This is a genomic window from Sphaerisporangium flaviroseum (assembly GCF_039537005.1).
GTDB lineage: Bacteria > Actinomycetota > Actinomycetes > Streptosporangiales > Streptosporangiaceae > Sphaerisporangium > Sphaerisporangium flaviroseum.
The window spans coordinates 32,999-49,539 of the sequence record NZ_BAAAZR010000035.1; the positions used below are offsets into that span (position 1 = coordinate 32,999).

A 16,541-nucleotide genomic window follows, 5' to 3' on the forward strand; every position below is an offset into this window, starting at 1 on the left:
CGGCCGGGCGGGTTAGCGGGTGCCCCAGGAGTAGGTCTGTTTGCGGAGTTTGAGGTAGACGAAGGTCTCGGTGGCGCGGACCGTGGGGATGGCGCGGATCTTGCCGAGGATCTCCAGGAGGTGGTTGTCGCCCTCGCAGACGACCTCCACCATGATGTCGAGCGAGCCCGCCGTGAGGACGACGTAGTCGATCTCGTCGATCGATGACAGTTTGTCGGCGACCGTCTCAAGGTCGCCCTCGCACTTGATGCCGATCATCGCCTGCCGTGGGAAGCCCAGCGTGAGCGGATCGGTCACGGCGACGATCTGCATGACCCCGGCGTCGAGCAGTCGCTGCACGCGCTGGCGCACGGCCGCCTCGGACAGCCCGACGGCCTTGCCTATGGCCGCGTACGCCTTGCGCCCGTCGGCCTGCAACTCCTCGATGATTTGCTTGGAGATCTCGTCCAGAACCACCGGACCTGGTCTGGCGTCGTGGTTGTTTTCCCGTCGCGCCTTCGGCGGCGTCGTCATCTCGGTACGTCCTCCCTGGCACCCCGTCGATCACCGCGAGCGTGGCACCCTGCGGCTGCCCACCCGAGCCTGGCGGCATCACGCCTGCTACCGCAAACCCGTTACGGGGCCGTCCCCGCCATGTTGCCGTCTTGGTGCGACATGTTGTCAGCTCATGGTCCACTGTCAAGCGAATTCGTAGCGATTTGATATATTCGCGACGAAATCCCTTGTTGTTGGCTCTGGTCTCTGTCAGAGTCGCCACAACTAGCCACCTCCCGAGGAGGTCAACGTTGACCACCCGTCTGCAGAACTTCATCAACGGTGAGCTTGTCGACGCCAAGAGCGGCCGGTTCTCCGATGTGATCGATCCGAGCACCGGGGAGGTCTACCTCCAGGCGCCGGTCTCCGGCCAGGAGGACGTCGACGCAGCCTACGCCGCGGCGATCTCCGCGTTCGAATCGTGGGGGCAGACAACGCCGGCCGAGCGCGCCGGCTACCTGTTGAAGATCGCTGACGCCATCGAAGCACGAGGCGAGGAGCTTGTCGAGGCGGAGTGCCTCAACACCGGCAAGCCCCGCGCCCGCATGGCGGAGGACGAGATCCCGCCCGCCGCCGACCACTTCCGCTTCTTCGCGGGAGCGGCCCGTACGCTCGAAGGCCCGACCTCCGGCGAGTTCCTCGCCGACCACACCTCGGTGATCCGGCACGAGCCGATCGGCGTCGTGGGGCAGGTCACCCCCTGGAACTACCCCATGATGATGGCCGTCTGGAAGATCGCCCCGGCGCTGGCCGCGGGCAACACGGTCGTCCTCAAGCCCTCCGACACCACCCCGGTCTCCACGGTGAAGCTGGCCGAGATCATGGGCGAGATCCTGCCGGCCGGTGTCTTCAACGTCGTCGTCGGCGACCGGGAGACCGGCGCCAAGGTCGTGGGCCACCCGTCCGCCTCCATGGTCGCCATCACCGGCTCGGTCGGCGCGGGCGTGCAGGTCGCCAAGTCCGCGGCCGACGACCTCAAGCGGGTCCACCTGGAGCTGGGCGGCAAGGCGCCGGTCGTCGTGTTCGACGACGTCAAGGACATCGGCGCGGTCGCCGAGGCCATCGCGGGCGCCGGCCTCTACAACGCCGGCCAGGACTGCACCGCCGCCTGCCGCGTGCTCGTCCACGAGAGCATCCACGAGCCCTTCCTGGCGGCGCTGGCCGAGGCGGCCGCGGCGACCAAGACCGGTGGCCTGGACGCCGAGGACGCCTACTACGGCCCCCTCAACAACGAGAACCAGCTCGCCCGCGTCGAGGGCTTCCTCAAGCGCGTGCCCGGCCACGCGAAGGTGGTCACCGGCGGCAGGCGGATCGGCGAGAAGGGGTACCTGTTCGAGCCGACCGTCGTGGACGGCCTGCGGCAGGACGACGAGATGATCCAGACCGAGGTCTTCGGGCCGGTCATCACGGTGCAGACCTTCTCCGACGAGGCCGAGGCCCTCACCAAGGCCAACGATGTCATGTTCGGGTTGTCGGCGTCGGTGTGGACCTCCGACCACGGCCGCGCGATGCGGATGTCCCGGCGACTGGACTTCGGCGTCGTCTGGGTGAACACCCATATCCCATTCGTCTCGGAGATGCCGCACGGCGGCTTCAAGCACTCGGGCTACGGCAAGGACCTGTCGGTCTTCGGCCTGCACGACTACACCCGGGTCAAGCACGTCATGCACTACATCGGTGAATGACGGCCGAGCCGGCGCACATGCACTACATCGACGGTCAGCCGTCGACATAGAAGAGGGATAGCCTGGAATGATCGAAATCCAGGCGGGCAAGGAGGCGGTCTCCGCGGCCGCCTCCGACATCTCCCCGGTGCCCGCCATCGAACTCGACGGGGTCGTCAAGGAATATCTAGCGCACGGTGAGGTCGTACAGGCCGTCAAGGGGGTCAGCCTCTCGATCTCCGAGGGTGAGTTCTTCTCGATGCTCGGTCCCTCCGGCTGCGGCAAGACCACCACCATGCGGATGATCGCCGGGTTCGAGGACCCCACCCGGGGGACCGTCTGGCTGCACGGGCATGACGTCACCGACGTACCGCCGAACAAGCGCGACGTGAACATGGTGTTCCAGTCCTACGCCCTCTTCCCGCACATGAACGTGTGGGAGAACGTGGCCTTCGGCCTGCGGCGCAAGCGCGTGCCCGACCAGGAGATCAAGCGCCGCGTCGGCGAGATGCTGGAGATCGTCGATCTCACCGGCCGCGAGAAGCGGCGCCCGCGTGAGATGTCGGGCGGCCAGCAGCAGCGGGTCGCGCTGGCCCGGGCGCTGGTCAACAACCCCCGCGCCCTGCTGCTTGACGAGCCCCTCGGCGCGCTGGACCTCAAGCTGCGTCAGGCCATGCAGATCGAGCTGAAGAGAATCCAGCGCGAGGTCGGCATCACGTTCGTCTACGTCACCCATGACCAGAACGAGGCGCTCACCATGAGCGACCGTATCGCCGTCATGAACGACGGCCGGGTCGAGCAGCTCGCCGGGCCGAGGGAGATCTACGAGCGTCCCGCGACCAAGTTCGTCGCGGGGTTCATCGGCACCTCCAACCTGCTGACCGGCATCGCGGAGGAGGTCAACGGAGGCACGGCCACCATTCGTGTCGGGGAGCTCGACCGGGTGCTCGTGCCGGTCGCGGCGGGCACCCTCCAGGGCGGCTCGGTGGAGGTCACCGTACGCCCGGAGAAGATCAGGATCACGCACGAGGAGCCGGGGGCGAACCTCAGCGCTGTACGCGGCACCGTGGCCGAGGTCGTCTACCTCGGCACCTACAACAGTTACGCGGTGAACCTCGCGGGTGGCGCCGAGTTCACAGTCTTCGAGCAGAACGCCAAGGACAGCAGCATCACGGCCGAGCGCGGTGACTCGGTCTGGCTGTCGTGGCTGCCGCAACACTCGTACGCAATAGGAAGTTGAACCACCTCATGATCAACCCTCTCCATGACCCGGCGTTCCTGCGTGGCTTGACCCAGAGCCGCAGCCGTGAGGGCTCCCGCATAACCCGTCGTGACGCCTTCCGCGTGGCGGGCATGTCCGCCGCCGCGCTCGCCCTGGCCGCCTGTGGCGTCCAGGGCAAGAGGGTGGACCCCCCGAAGCCGAGCGCCGCCGCCGGTTACTGGGCGGACAAGAAGAAGAACGGCGTCCTGCGCTTCGCCAACTGGCCCCTGTACATCGACAAGGACGGGAAGAAGTACCCGACCCTGGAGAAGTTCACCCAGGAGACCGGCGTCAAGGTCACCTACCAGGAGGCGATCCAGGACAACTCCACCTGGTTCGGCAAGATCCAGCCGCAGCTCGCCGCCGGTCAGGACATCGGCTACGACCTGATGGTCATGACCAACGGCATCCAGCTCGGCCGGGCCATCGCCCTCGGGTACCTGGTCCAGCTCGACCACTCCAAGCTGCCGAACTTCGCCGCCAACGCCGGGGCGAAGTACAAGAACCCGTCGTACGACCCAGACAACACCTTCACCGTCCCGTGGCAGTCGGGCTTGACGGGGATCGCGTACAACCCCAAGTACGTCGACGGGGACATCACGAGCATCAAGGAGCTCTGGAACCCCAAGTACAAGGGCAAGGTCGGGATGCTCCTCGACAGCCAGGAGCTCGCGAACTTCGGCATGTTCCTGCTGGGCGTCGACCCGGACAAGTCGACCCAGGCGGACTGGGAAGCGGCCGGCAAGAAGCTCCAGGAGCAGCGCGACGCCGGAATTGTCCGGAAATACTATGAGAACGACTACGTGGACGCGCTGGTCCGCGGGGACATCTGGATGTGCATGGCCTGGTCCGGTGACATCTACCAGCAGGTCGCCGAGGGGCAGGACCTGAGGTTCGTCGTCCCCGAAGAGGGTGGCAACATCTGGACCGACAACTTGTGCATCCCCAAGACCGCGCAGAACCCGGTCGACGCGCTGGCCATGATCGACTTCGCGTACCAGCCCGAGGTCGCCGCGACGCTGGCGGAGTACATCAACTACATCACCCCGGTCCCCGGAACGCAGGAGATCATCAAGGCCAAGGCCGACAAGGCGACCGGCGACGACAAGAAGAGCCTCGAACTCCTTGCGAGCAGCCCGCTGATCTATCCCTCCGAGTCCGACATGGCTCGGCTGCGCTCGTACAAGACGCTGACTCCCGCCGAGGAGAAGGTCTTCGAGGGGATCTTCCAGCCGATCGCCCAGGGCTAGGGCGAGATGAGACGCAAGTTCGCGCCGTATCTCCTGATCCTGCCCGGCGGGCTCTGGCTGGTCATCTTCCTGGTGGTGCCGCTGGTCTTCATGGCCTCGGTCTCCACCCAGGAGGGCGACGTGGTGAACGGCTTCGTCCAGACCTTCCGGCTGGCCAACTTCACCGACGCGCTCGTCGAGTACAAGACGCAGTTCCTGCGGTCCGCCGCCTACGGCCTGGCGGGGACGGCGCTGACGATCGCGCTGGCGTATCCGGTGGCCTACTGGATCGCGTTCAAGGGCGGAGCCCGCAAGTCCACATATCTTCTGCTGGTGCTGCTGCCCTTCTTCGTGTCGTTCGTGCTGCGCACCGTGTCGTGGAAGTTCCTGCTCGCCGACGACGGCATCCTGCTCCAGCCCCTGAAGGACGTGGGCCTGCTGTCGGCCGACTTCCACGTGCTGCAGACGACGGTGGCGGTCGTGGGCGGTCTCACCTACAACTACCTGCCGTTCATGATCTTGCCGATCTACGTCGCGCTGGAGCGGGTCGATCCCCGCGTCATCGAGGCGTCCTACGACCTGTACTCCAACCGCCGCGACGCGTTCACCAAGATCGTGCTCCCGCTCTCGCTCCCGGGCGTGTTCGCGGGGGTGCTGATGACCTTCGTCCCGATGACCTCGGACTACGTCAACGCGTCCATCCTCGGCGGGCCGGCGAACACGATGATCGGCAACATCATCCAGACGGAGTACCTCGTGAACAACGACTATCCGGCTGGCGCGGCGCTGTCCTTCACGCTGATGGCGGCGATGCTCATCGGCATCTTCGTGTACGCCAAGTCACTCGGCACCGAGAACGTCCTGGAGGCGGCGGCCCGATGAGCGGACCACTCAGCCCAGCGCTTCCGGCCGAGGCCGAGGCATCCGCCGTCGGCCCGCGACGCCGCAGGCGGGTCAGGTGGGGCGACCGCCTGCTGTTCGGCTACACCTGGCTGGTCCTGCTCTGGCTGTTCGCCCCGATCGCGGTGATGATCGCCTTCGGCTTCAACGACACCCGGAGCAAGTCCAACGTCAGCTGGCAGGGCTTCACGTTCAAGTGGTGGGGACGGCTCGGGGACTACCCCGACCTCACCGCCGCGGTGACCAACTCGATCAGCATCGCCCTGCTCGCCACGCTGATCACCACCGTCCTCGGCACGCTGATGGGCATCGCGCTCGGCCGCTACCGCTTCCGCGGCCAGGCCGCGACCAACCTGGTGATGTTCGCGGCGATCTCCTCGCCGGAACTGGTCATGGGCGCCTCGCTGCTGTCGCTGTTCATCAGCCTCGGGGTGCAGACCGGGTACATGACGATCGTCCTCGCGCACGTGCTGTTCTCGGTGTCGTTCGTCGCGGTGACCGTACGGGCGCGCGTGGTCGGCCTGGACGGGTCCATCGAGGAGGCGGCGCGTGACCTCGGCGCCTCGACGTGGATCACCTTCTGGCGGGTGACGTTCCCCATGATCCTGCCGGGCGTGGTCTCGGGCGCGCTGCTCGCCTTCGCCCTGTCGATCGACGACTTCGTCATCAGTCAGTTCACCAGCGGCGCGACCATCACGTTCCCGCTGTGGATCTACGGAGCCGTCCGCATCGGGGTGCCTCCGCAGGTCAACATCCTCGGCACGCTGATCTTCGCGGTCGGCGTGGCGATCGCCGTGGTCAACACGCTGACCTCCCGGCGCCGCGCCTGACTCCCGGAGCGCATTTCGGCACCGGCAGGCACGGAACCAACGCAGTTCGTTAGGACGTGGAATTCGTGGATCCGCTGAAAGCACTGGCTGACGCGGAGCGGAAGCCGTACTGGTTGGACAGTCCGGACAAACCCGAGCCGCTGCGCCGGCTCTTCGGGGACACGACCGCCGACCTGGCCGTGGTCGGCGGCGGGTTCTCCGGCCTGTGGACCGCCCTCATGGCCAAGGAACGCGACCCCTCGCTGGACGTCGTGCTGCTCGAAGGCCGGCGCATCGGCTGGGCCGCCTCCGGGCGCAACGGCGGCTTCTGCGTCGCCAGCCTCACCCACGGGCTGGGCAACGGCCTCGTGCGCTGGCCCCAGGAGATCTCCACGCTCGTACGGCTCGGGCGGGAGAACCTCGACGAGATCGAGCGGACCGTCGCCCGGTACGACATCCGCTGCTCCTTCGAGCGCACCGGAGAGCTGCACGTGGCCACCGAGCAGTGGCAGCTCGACGCCATGGCCGAGGACACGGGCATCGCCCGCGAGCTCGGCATGGACGTGCGGCTCCTCGACGCCGGCGAGACACGCGCCGAGGTGAGCTCACCGACCTACGTCGGCGGGCAGTGGGACCGCGACGGCTGCGCCATGGTCGACCCCGCGCGGCTCGCCTGGGGCCTGCGGGAGGCGTGCCTGTCGCTGGGCGTGCGCATCCACGAGCACAGCCCGGTCCGCTCCCTTCGCGACGACGGGACGGCCATCGACCTGACGACCCCGCACGGCAAGGTGCGCGCGGGCAGGGTGGCCCTCGGGACGGGGGTGTTCCCGCCGCTGCTCGGCCGGCTGAAGAACTTCCTGGTGCCGGTGTACGACTACGCGCTGATGACCGAGCCGCTCAGCCCCGCCCAGCTGCGGTCGGTCGGCTGGCACAACCGGCAGGGCATCGGCGACCTGGCCAACCGGTTCCACTACTACCGGCTCACCGAGGACAACCGCATCCTGTGGGGCGGGTACGACGCGGTGTACTACAACGGCGGGAGGGTCAGGCAGCAGTACGACCAGCGCGACGCGACCTTCGCGACGCTGGCCGCCCACTTCTCCACGACGTTCCCGCAGCTCGCCGACCTGCGGTTCACCCACCGCTGGGGCGGCGTGATCGACACCTGCAGCCGCTTCAGCGCGTTCTTCGGCACGGCCCACCGGGGACGGCTGGCGTACGCCGCCGGCTACACGGGCCTCGGCGTCGGGGCGACGCGCTTCGGGGCCAACGTGATGCTGGACCTGCTGTCGGGGGAGCGGACCGAGCGGACGCGGCTGCAGATGGTGCGCGAGAAGCCGATTCCCTTCCCACCCGAGCCGATCCGGTCGGGCGTCATCCAGCTCACGCGCTGGTCGATCGCCCAGGCGGACGCCCACCAGGGCCGCCGCAACCTGTGGCTGCGCACCCTCGACCGGCTGGGCCTGGGCTTCGATTCCTGAGCGTCACCGACGGGCGGCGGCACGTGCCGTTGGTCACCAATCCAGTGACGCTCAGTGACCACGACCGTGTGGGGCGAGGAAATCACAACGCGAAGAATCCAGTCGTGACGTGCATTTGGGTGCTTTGTGGGCAGAAGGCCCTACAACACCCCCGGTAATGGGCGTACGAAGGATGGTGGGATGACGGGTCTCGCGGAATCGGTCGCCGTAGGCGTCGAGGAAGAGTTCCACGTCGTGGATCTTCGAACTCGCCACCTCGTACCACGGGCTGACCAGCTTCTCCAGCGGTTACCGGAGGAGCGATTCACGCAGGAGCTGCTGCGTTCGGTGGTCGAGGCCAACAGCCGCCCGTACGTGCGGCTGGAGGATCTCGGGCACGACCTGACGGCGCTGCGCCGGACGGTGATCGAGGCGGCGGACGGCCTCGGCCTCGGCATCGTGGCGGCGGGTGGGGTGCCGCTGGTCGACCCGGCGGCGCTGAGGATCTCGCCGGACGCTCGCTACGAGCAGATGCTGGAGGACTACCAGCTCCTCACGCGCGAGCAGCTGATCTGCGGTGCGCAGGTGCATGTCGACGTCGCCGACCGCGATCTGGCGGTCGAGGTGGCGCATCGGGTGTCCCCGTGGCTGCCACCGCTTCTCGCCCTCAGCGCCAGCTCGCCGTACTGGCTGGGCACCGACAGCGGCTACGCCAGCTACCGCACGCTCATCTGGCAGCGCTGGCCCACCACCGGCCCGGTCCGCCGGTTCAACTCCGCCGCCGAGTACGACCAGATGGTGGCCGACCTCGTGCGGTCAGGCGTGATCAGCGACCCGGGGATGATCTACTTCGACGTCCGTCCCTCCGCGCACGTGTCCACGGTGGAGCTCCGTATGTGCGACGCCTGCCCCAACGTGGGCAAGGTCGTCCTGCTGGCGGGCATCTTCCGCGCGATCGTCCTGCGCGAGCTGCACGCCATCGAGCAGGAGGGGCCGAAGCCGGACATCCGCCTGGAGATCGTCCGGGCGGCGACCTGGCGCGCGGCGCGGTCGGGGCTGGAAGGCATGCTCGTCGACCCGGTGGAGGGCATCGCCCTGCCGGCGGCCGAGGTGGTCAGGCGCATGCTCGCCGGCCTGCGCCCCCAGCTGGAGGCGACCGGCGACTGGGACCTGGTCACGACGCTGTCGGAGGAGGCGCTGGCCACGGGCAGCTCGGCGGCGCGCCAGCGGCGCGTGCTGGAGCGCGGCGGGTCGCTGTCCGACATCGTCGACCTGCTGGTCAAGGAGACGCGCTCGGACGTCTGGGAGACCGCGTTCGGCGGTCCCAACCCGGGCCTGGAGACCACCCTGCTCAAGGGCTACGAAGGCGTCCAGGACGAGGCCGTCATCGAGGGCACCGTCCGCGAGCCGTACCAGCCGGTCTTCAAGGTGCTCGACCGGCTCGGCCCGGTGGAGCTGAGGGAACGGGAGACGGCGCGCAACCGCTACATGCGGGAGTCCGGCATGACGTTCCAGGTCAAGGCCCTGGAAGGGCTGGAGGGGGAGGCCTCCGACCGGGAGGCGACCGACCTTTACACCAAGATGCCGGTGGACCTCGTGCCGCGGCTGATCGCCGCCGACGACTGGGCGAAGATCCAGGAGGGGATGCCGCAGCGCGTCCGCGCCCTGGAGGCCTTCCTGCGCGACGTGTACGGCCGGCGGGAGGTCATCAAGGACCACGTGCTTCCCGCCTGGGTCGTGGACGAGTCGCCCGGCTACCGGCCCGCGGGATGGCGCGTGCACGCCGGGTCGATCCGGTGCTCGGTCGCCGGCCTGGACGTGGCCCGCGACGGCGCCGGGCGGTGGGTCGTCCTGGAGGACAACCTGCGGGTGCCGTCCGGCATCGGCTACGCGGTGGGCAACCGCCGGATGGCCGCACACGTGCTTCCGGAGCTCGACCGCTCCAGTGTCCTGGACCCCGAGGGCACCGCGGCCCTGCTGCGGGACGCCCTGCTCGCGGCGTCTCCCGCGAGCGACCCGGTCCTCGGCGTGGTCACCTCCGGGGCGCAGGACCCGGCCTACTACGAGCACCGCACGCTGGCCCAGGAGATGGGCGTGATCCTCGCCGAGGCCGCCGACATCACGGTCCGCGACGGCGTCGTGTACGCCGCGGGGCGGCGCGTCGACGTGCTGTACCGAAGGATCGACGAGGACGACCTGCTGGCAGGCCCGATCGGGGCCGACCTCCTCAACGCCGTCGAGCACGGAACGCTGACCCTGGCCAACGCGCCCGGCAACGGCGTCGCCGACGACAAGACCTTGTACCGCTACGTGCCCCGCCTCATCGACTACTACCTGGGAGAGCGTCCCCTGCTTGCCAACGTCACCACCTACCTCTGCCGTGACCCCGAGGACCGGCAGCACGTGCTCGACCGCCTCGACGAGCTGGTGGTCAAACCGGTGGACGGCTTCGGAGGGCAGGGGGTGACCATCGGCAGGGACGCCTCGGCGCGGGAGCTCGACGCGGTCCGCGAGCAGATCATGGCCGAGCCGGAGCGCTGGGTCGGCCAGGAGACCGTCTCCCTGTCCACGCATCCCACCCTCGACGGCGAGCGGATGCGCCCGAATGTCGTCGACCTGCGAGCGTTCGTCCTCATGGGCAAGCAGCTGCTCGTCCCGCCCGCGGCGCTGACCCGGGTCGCCCCGCCCGGCAGCATGATCGTCAACTCGTCCCAGGGCGGCGGGGCCAAGGACACCTGGCTGATGCGGGTGGACGCCTGATGTGCGGCCTCAGCGGGGAGATCCGTTTCGACGGCCGTACGGCGGACGTGGGCGCCATCGAGCGCATGTCGGCGGCGATGGCCGCGCGCGGCCCGGACGGCACCGGCCTGTGGGCGCTCGGCCCGGTGGGGCTCGGCCACCGGCGGCTGAGGATCATCGACCTGTCCGACCGCGGCGCGCAGCCCATGGTGGACGCGGAGGCGGGCCTTGCCGGGGTGTTCAACGGCTGCCTCTACAACTACCGGGAACTGCGCGAGGTGCTGCTGGCGGAGGGCTACCGGTTCTTCTCCACCTCCGACACCGAGGTGCTGCTGAAGGCGTACCGCCACTGGGGACACCGGTGCGTGGACCACTTCAAGGGGATGTTCGCCTTCGCCATCGCGGAGCGGGACACCGGGCGGCTCGTGCTGGGCCGGGACCGGCTCGGCATCAAGCCGCTGTACCTCACCCGGGACGCGGCGCGGCTCCGGTTCGCCTCGACGCTGCCCGCGCTGCTCGCGGGCGGCGGGGTGCGTACGGACATCGACCGGGTCGCGCTGCACCACTACATGACGTTCCACTCGGTGGTGCCCTCGCCCCGGACGATCCTGGCCGGCGTGGAGAAGCTGCCGCCGGCCACGGTACGGACGATCGAGCCCGACGGCACGTCGCACGACGAGCACTACTGGAACCCCGCCTTCACGCGCCCCCGGGAGCCCGGTGTGCCGGGATCCGGCGCGGTCCAGCTGGACGTGCTCCAGGCGGGCATGGGCGAGATGGGCCCCGCCGAGTGGCGTCAGGCCGTCCAGGACGCGCTGCGGGTGGCCGTACGGCGGCGCAGGGTCGCGGACGTACCGGTGGGCGTGCTGCTGTCCGGCGGGCTCGACTCCAGCCTGATCGTCGCCCTGCTCGCCGAGGAGGGGCAGCGCGACCTCGCGACGTTCAGCGTCGGATTCCACGCCGCGGGCGGTGAGTCGGGGGACGAGTTCTCCTACTCCGACCTGGTCGCCCGGCGGTTCGGCACCGACCACCACCGCATCCTCGTCGACGACCGGCGGCTCCTGCCCTCCCTCCACAACGCCGTCGCCGCCATGAGCGAGCCCATGGTCAGCCACGACTGCGTCGCCTTCCACCTGCTGTCGGAGGAGGTGTCCCGGCACGTCAAGGTCGTGCAGTCCGGCCAGGGCGCCGACGAGGTCTTCGCGGGCTACGACTGGTACCCGCCCCTGGAGGACGTGCCGCTCGCGCAGGCCGCCGACGCGTACGCGAAGGTCTTCTTCGACCGCACCCACCAGGACCTGGCCGAGGTCCTCGGACCCGACTACCTGATCGAGGACGACGTCAGCACGGCGTTCGTCCGGGACCACCTCGCCATGCCCGGCGCCGACACCGCGCTCGACGCCGTGCTGCGCCTGGACACCAACGTCATGCTCGTCGACGACCCGGTCAAGCGGGTCGACAACATGACGATGGCCTTCGGGCTGGAGGCGCGCACGCCGTTCCTGGACCACGAGCTGGTCGAGCTGGCCGCGATGTGCCCGCCGGAGCTCAAGCTGGCCTCAGGCGGCAAGGGAGTGCTCAAGGCCGCCGCCCGCGGGCTGGTGCCGGACGAGGTCATCGACCGTCCCAAGGGATACTTCCCCGTCCCCGCGATCCGGCACATCCACGGGCCGTTCCTGGAGATGGTCCGTGACGCCCTCACCGACCCGGCCGCGCGATCGCGTGGCCTGTTCCGCCCGGCCATGGTGGACAAACTGCTCGACGCGCCGGATGACCACAGAACGACCCTGGGAGCCAACGCTTTGTGGCAACTTGGTCTCCTGGAGTTGTGGTTGCAAGCCCAAGGAGTCTGACCGTCGACGCTTCGTGGACCTGCCGGTTCCCCGCACTGTCACCCGACAACAAGGCCGTCGCGTTCGTCAGCGACCGAGACGGCTCGCCGCGCGCCTGGATCCAGCCGCTGCCCGATCAGGCCGGAGTGGGGCCCGACGCGATGTTGCAGGGCGGCTTCGCGCCGCCTTCCGCCCGCCTCCCGGAGCCGTGGGTGGTCGACACCGGCCCCGAACCGGTCGGCGACGTGCTGTGGTCGCCCGACGGCGAGTGGCTGGCCGTCCTGATCTCCCCGGGCGGGGGAGAGCACACCCAGGTGTGGGCGGTGCGGCCCGACGGCGGCGACCGCCGCCTGCTCGCCGGGCCGGCCGACATCCCCGCGCGCGGCTCGGCCGTCTTCGTACGGTGGACCGGCCAGGGGTCGACGCTGCTGGTCGCCGAGCTGGCCCCCTCCGGTTCGACGGAGGCGGTGCTCATCGACGCCGGTCTCGGGCACCGCGACACCATCGCCGTCGGCCCGCTGATGTGGCCGAGCGCGGTGAGCCGCGACCACAGCCGGGTGCTGCTGCGCCATGGGCCCCGCGGCATGCGCGAGATGTCGGTCGCCGACCTGCCCTTCGGCAAGGAGCGGCCGCTGTTGCCGCCCACGACCGACGTCGGCACGCTGTCCCCCGACGGCGAGGTGGCCTACATCCGCTCCAACGCCGGCCGAGACCGCATGGCGCTGCTCGCGATGCCGGTGGGCGGGGTTCCCCGGGTCGTCGCCGAGCGCCAGGACGCCGAGCTCGACCGGTTCGCCGTCAGCGTGGACGGCACGGTCGCCGTGCTGGTCTGGAACGTCGCCGGACGCTCCGAGCTGGAAGTGGCCGACCTGATCGAGGGGGTCACCCGGCCGCTTCCGCCGCCGCCGGCGGACGTGGTCGGCTCCGTGCGGCTGTCCCTCGACGGCACGCTGGCCGTCATGACCGCGGAAGGGCCGGACACGCCCTCCTACGTCCTGCTCTGCGACCTCCCCACCGGCACCTACCGCCGGGTGATCGGTGACGCCCCTCTCCTCGAGGGCATCGACGCCGAGCTGATCCGCTTCCCCGCCCGGGACGGCCTGGAGCTGACCGGCTGGCTGTACCGCGCGGGGCCGTCCAGGGGCCCCTGCGTCATCTACCTGCACGGCGGCCCCGAGAGCCAGGAACGGCCCACGTTCAACCCGCTCTTCCAGCGGCTCGTGGCGGCGGGCATCAGCGTGCTCGCGCCGAACGTCCGCGGGTCCTCCGGGTTCGGGCGCGCCTTCCAGGACGCCGACAACCACGCCCTGCGCTTCCACGCCATCGACGACGTGGCCGACTGCGTGGAGCACGTCGTGCGGACGGGGGTCGCCGACCCGGGCAAGGTCGCCTGCATGGGCCGCTCCTACGGGGGCTACCTCACCCTCGCCGCCCTGGTGACCTACCCCGAGCTGTTCCGCGCCGGGGTCGACGTGTGCGGGATGGCCGACTTCGCCACCTTCTACGCTCGCACCGAGCCGTGGATCGCGGCCGCGGCCGTCTCCGAGTACGGCGATCCGGTGGCCGACCGCGAACTGCTGCACGCGCTGTCGCCCCTCCACTCCTTCGACCGGCTGACCGCGCCCCTGCTGGTCGTCCACGGGGCGCAGGACACCAACGTGCCGGTGTACGAGGCCGAGCAGGTCGTCGCGGCGGCCACGGCGCGGGGCATCCCGTGCCGGTACCTGCTGTTCGACGACGAGGGCCACGAGACCGTGAGGACGGTCAACAAGCTGGTCTTCGTGGGGGCCGTGGTCGAGTGGCTGAGCCGGTGGTTCGAGCAGTAGTCCTTGCCGTGCCCGTCCTCCGGCCGGGGAGTCCTCTTCCTGGGCCGGAGGGGAACAGGCCGGCGGCCGATGCGGTTGACTTGCGGCATGGCTGATCGAGTGGAGTTCACCGCCGGCGACGTCACGCTCGTCGGCGACCTCAGGGTGCCAGAGGGCGAGGGCCCTCACCCGGCGCTGGTGTTCACCGGACCGTTCACCGGGGTGAAAGAGCAGGTCACCGGCCTGTACGCGGCGCGGCTCGCCGAGGCGGGGTACGTCACGCTCGCGTTCGACCACCGCAACTTCGGCGAGTCCGGCGGCCTGCCCCGGCGGCACGAGGACCCGCAGGGCAAACTCCAGGACCTTCGTGCCGCCGTGTCGTACCTGCGCGGCCTGCCGTCGGTGGACGGCGAGCGCGTCGGCGCCGTCGGCATCTGCCTCGGCGGGGGATACGCGCTCCGCTTCGCCGCCTTCGACCCCAGGGTGAAGGTCTTCGTGGGGATCGCGGGCGCGTACAACAACCCGTACGCGATGCGCGCCGGCATGTCCGACCAGGGGTACCAGGAGGCGCTGGCGTCCTTCTCCGAGGTGCTCGAACGGCAGGACCAGGGCGGCGAGGTGGAGTACCTCCCGGCGGTGGCCCTCTCGGGCGAGGCCGCGATGCCCGGGGACGAGCCGTTCGCCTACTACGGCACCGACCGGTCGGCCGCGCCGTCGTGGGTCAACGAGATCACCCGGGCGTCCATCCGCGAGCTGATCACCATGGACAACATGATGGGAGCCGACTTCCTGTCGCCCAAGCCCGGCCTCATCGTGCACGGCCTCGTCGACCGCTTCTGCTCGCCGGAGGGCGCGGAGGAGGCGTACAAGCGCCTCGACGAGCCCAGGAAGCTCGTCTGGCTCGACGCGAAACTGCACATCGACCTGTACGACACCGAGCCCTACGTCACCCAGGCCGTCACCGAGACCACCACCTTCCTCACCGAGCACCTGTAGCGCGGTGTCCACTCCCCTTCGCGGGGTCGCCGCTCTTTCCGCCTCCGTGGTGGTTTGTATCCGGCGCCGGGTCGGCGCTCTTCCCGCCTCCGTGGTGGTCTGTATCCGGCGCCGGGTCGGCGCTCTTCCCGCCTCCGTGGTGGTCTGTATCCGGCGCGGGGTCGCCGCTCTTCCCGCCTCCGTGGTGGTCTGTATCCGGCGCCGGGTCGGCGAGATGCGGTACGGCGATGCCGGCGCCGTCTGCGGCGGCCGACCCGGTGAACGTTCATGACACCGCGCCAGCGACTTTCGGCCGGTTTCCCCTCGGAGTCCTTGTCGCCTGGGGCTCCTGGCCTATCGTGGCGCGGGTGTCAGCGCGAGAGCTCGTCGTCCTGGGTACCGGCAGCCAGACGCCCACCCGGCGCCGTAACCACAACGGATACCTCCTGCGCTGGGACGGCGCGGGGCTGCTGTTCGACCCTGGTGAGGGCACCCAGCGGCAGATGATCCTGGCGGGGGTCGCCGCCACCGACGTGGACCGGATCCTGATCAGCCACTTCCACGGCGACCACTGCCTCGGCCTGCCGGGGGTGATCCAGCGAATGTCCCTCGACCGGGTGCCCCACCCGGTGCACGCCCACTTCCCGGCCTCCGGCGCCGAGTACTTCGCGCGGCTGCGGCACGCGAGCGCGTTCCACGAGACGGCCACGCTGGTGCCCGAGCCGGTGCACGCGGCCGGAGTGATCGCGGAGGGTGGCTTCGGCCGGATCGAGGCGCATCCGCTGGATCATCCGATCCAGACCTACGGGTACCGGCTGGTGGAGCCGGACGGGCGCAGGATGCTGCCCGACCGGCTCGCCGCCCATGGCGTCAGGGGCCCGCGCGTCGGCGAGCTCCAGCGCGAGGGCGCCATCCGGGTCGCTGGGCGCACGGTCACGCTGGACCAGGTCAGCGAGCATCGGCGGGGACAGCGGTTCGCCTTCGTCATGGACACCCGCCTCTGCGAAGGCGTGTTCACGCTGGCCGACGGCGCTGACCTGCTGGTGATCGAGTCGACGTTCCTGGACGAGGACGCGGGCCTGGCGCACGACTTCGGGCACCTGACCGCCGGTGAGGCGGGCCGCGTGGCCCAGGAGTGCGGGGTACGCCGGCTCGTCCTGACCCACTTCTCCCAGCGCTACTCCGCCCCCGAGACCTTCGGTGCCCAGGCCCGCAGGCACTTCACCGGAGAGATCGTGGTCGCGGAGGACCTGTCCCGCGTGCCGGTCCCACCCCGGCCCTCACGTCTGTGAGCGGGTCTGCGAGAGCCGGGGCCGATGGGCGCCAACGAACA

General features: G+C 69.7%; 12 protein-coding genes. 11 read left to right on the forward strand and 1 reads right to left on the reverse strand.

Going from position 1 to position 16,541, the window contains the following annotated elements; genetic code table 11:
* Window positions 1-12: 12 nt before the first annotated feature.
* Window positions 13-513, reverse strand: coding sequence for an Lrp/AsnC family transcriptional regulator (locus ABD810_RS31310; protein WP_344948825.1), 501 nt, complete (start codon window positions 511-513; stop codon window positions 13-15).
* Between the two features lie 272 nt (window positions 514-785).
* Here ABD810_RS31310 and ABD810_RS31315 point away from each other — a divergent pair, with 272 nt between their 5' ends.
* From ABD810_RS31315 to ABD810_RS31365, 11 genes are all read left to right on the forward strand, one after another.
* The gene (locus ABD810_RS31315) at window positions 786-2,219 is read left to right on the forward strand and encodes a gamma-aminobutyraldehyde dehydrogenase (RefSeq protein WP_344948829.1); all 1,434 of its coding nucleotides are present in this window, start codon (window positions 786-788) and stop codon (window positions 2,217-2,219) included.
* A gap of 67 nt (window positions 2,220-2,286) precedes the next feature.
* Window positions 2,287-3,438 carry an ABC transporter ATP-binding protein gene (locus ABD810_RS31320; RefSeq protein ID WP_344948834.1) on the forward strand — a complete coding sequence of 384 codons (1,152 nt, stop codon included), beginning with the start codon at window positions 2,287-2,289 and terminating at the stop codon, window positions 3,436-3,438.
* Window positions 3,439-3,446: 8 nt separating this feature from the next.
* The gene (locus ABD810_RS31325; protein ID WP_344948838.1) at window positions 3,447-4,709 is read left to right on the forward strand and encodes an ABC transporter substrate-binding protein; all 1,263 of its coding nucleotides are present in this window, start codon (window positions 3,447-3,449) and stop codon (window positions 4,707-4,709) included.
* Window positions 4,710-4,715: 6 nt separating this feature from the next.
* Window positions 4,716-5,570, forward strand: coding sequence for an ABC transporter permease (locus ABD810_RS31330; protein WP_344948841.1), 855 nt, complete (start codon window positions 4,716-4,718; stop codon window positions 5,568-5,570).
* Window positions 5,567-6,418, forward strand: coding sequence for an ABC transporter permease (locus ABD810_RS31335; protein WP_344948845.1), 852 nt, complete (start codon window positions 5,567-5,569; stop codon window positions 6,416-6,418). The genes ABD810_RS31330 and ABD810_RS31335 overlap by 4 nt, the downstream gene beginning before the upstream one ends.
* A 65-nt stretch (window positions 6,419-6,483) precedes the next feature.
* Entirely contained in the window at window positions 6,484-7,878 is a 1,395-nt protein-coding gene (locus tag ABD810_RS31340) for an NAD(P)/FAD-dependent oxidoreductase (RefSeq protein WP_344948849.1), read from the forward strand.
* Between the two features lie 180 nt (window positions 7,879-8,058).
* On the forward strand, window positions 8,059-10,617 hold the full coding sequence (locus ABD810_RS31345; protein WP_344948852.1) for a glutamate--cysteine ligase: 2,559 nt from the start codon (window positions 8,059-8,061) through the stop codon (window positions 10,615-10,617).
* Window positions 10,617-12,449: an N-acetylglutaminylglutamine amidotransferase gene (locus ABD810_RS31350; protein WP_344948855.1), complete on the forward strand. Its 1,833-nt coding sequence runs from the start codon at window positions 10,617-10,619 to the stop codon at window positions 12,447-12,449. The genes ABD810_RS31345 and ABD810_RS31350 overlap by 1 nt, the downstream gene beginning before the upstream one ends.
* Window positions 12,425-14,254: a S9 family peptidase gene (locus ABD810_RS31355; protein WP_344948858.1), complete on the forward strand. Its 1,830-nt coding sequence runs from the start codon at window positions 12,425-12,427 to the stop codon at window positions 14,252-14,254. Before ABD810_RS31350 ends, ABD810_RS31355 begins: the two co-directional genes overlap by 25 nt.
* A gap of 87 nt (window positions 14,255-14,341) precedes the next feature.
* Window positions 14,342-15,229 (forward strand): alpha/beta hydrolase, encoded by an 888-nt coding sequence (locus ABD810_RS31360; RefSeq protein ID WP_344948861.1) that lies wholly within the window; start codon window positions 14,342-14,344, stop codon window positions 15,227-15,229.
* A 347-nt stretch (window positions 15,230-15,576) separates the two neighbouring features.
* Window positions 15,577-16,500: a ribonuclease Z gene (locus ABD810_RS31365; protein ID WP_344948864.1), complete on the forward strand. Its 924-nt coding sequence runs from the start codon at window positions 15,577-15,579 to the stop codon at window positions 16,498-16,500.
* Window positions 16,501-16,541: the final 41 nt, after the last annotated feature.

Coding starts and splice junctions, on each gene's coding strand:
- ABD810_RS31345 (WP_344948852.1), top strand. CDS start 8,059: ATGACGGGTCTCGCGGAATCGGTCGCCGTAGGCGTCGAGGAAGAGTTC.
- ABD810_RS31335 (WP_344948845.1), top strand. CDS start 5,567: ATGAGCGGACCACTCAGCCCAGCGCTTCCGGCCGAGGCCGAGGCATCC.
- ABD810_RS31310 (WP_344948825.1), bottom strand. CDS start 513: ATGACGACGCCGCCGAAGGCGCGACGGGAAAACAACCACGACGCCAGA.
- ABD810_RS31320 (WP_344948834.1), top strand. CDS start 2,287: ATGATCGAAATCCAGGCGGGCAAGGAGGCGGTCTCCGCGGCCGCCTCC.
- ABD810_RS31325 (WP_344948838.1), top strand. CDS start 3,447: ATGATCAACCCTCTCCATGACCCGGCGTTCCTGCGTGGCTTGACCCAG.
- ABD810_RS31360 (WP_344948861.1), top strand. CDS start 14,342: ATGGCTGATCGAGTGGAGTTCACCGCCGGCGACGTCACGCTCGTCGGC.
- ABD810_RS31350 (WP_344948855.1), top strand. CDS start 10,617: ATGTGCGGCCTCAGCGGGGAGATCCGTTTCGACGGCCGTACGGCGGAC.
- ABD810_RS31330 (WP_344948841.1), top strand. CDS start 4,716: ATGAGACGCAAGTTCGCGCCGTATCTCCTGATCCTGCCCGGCGGGCTC.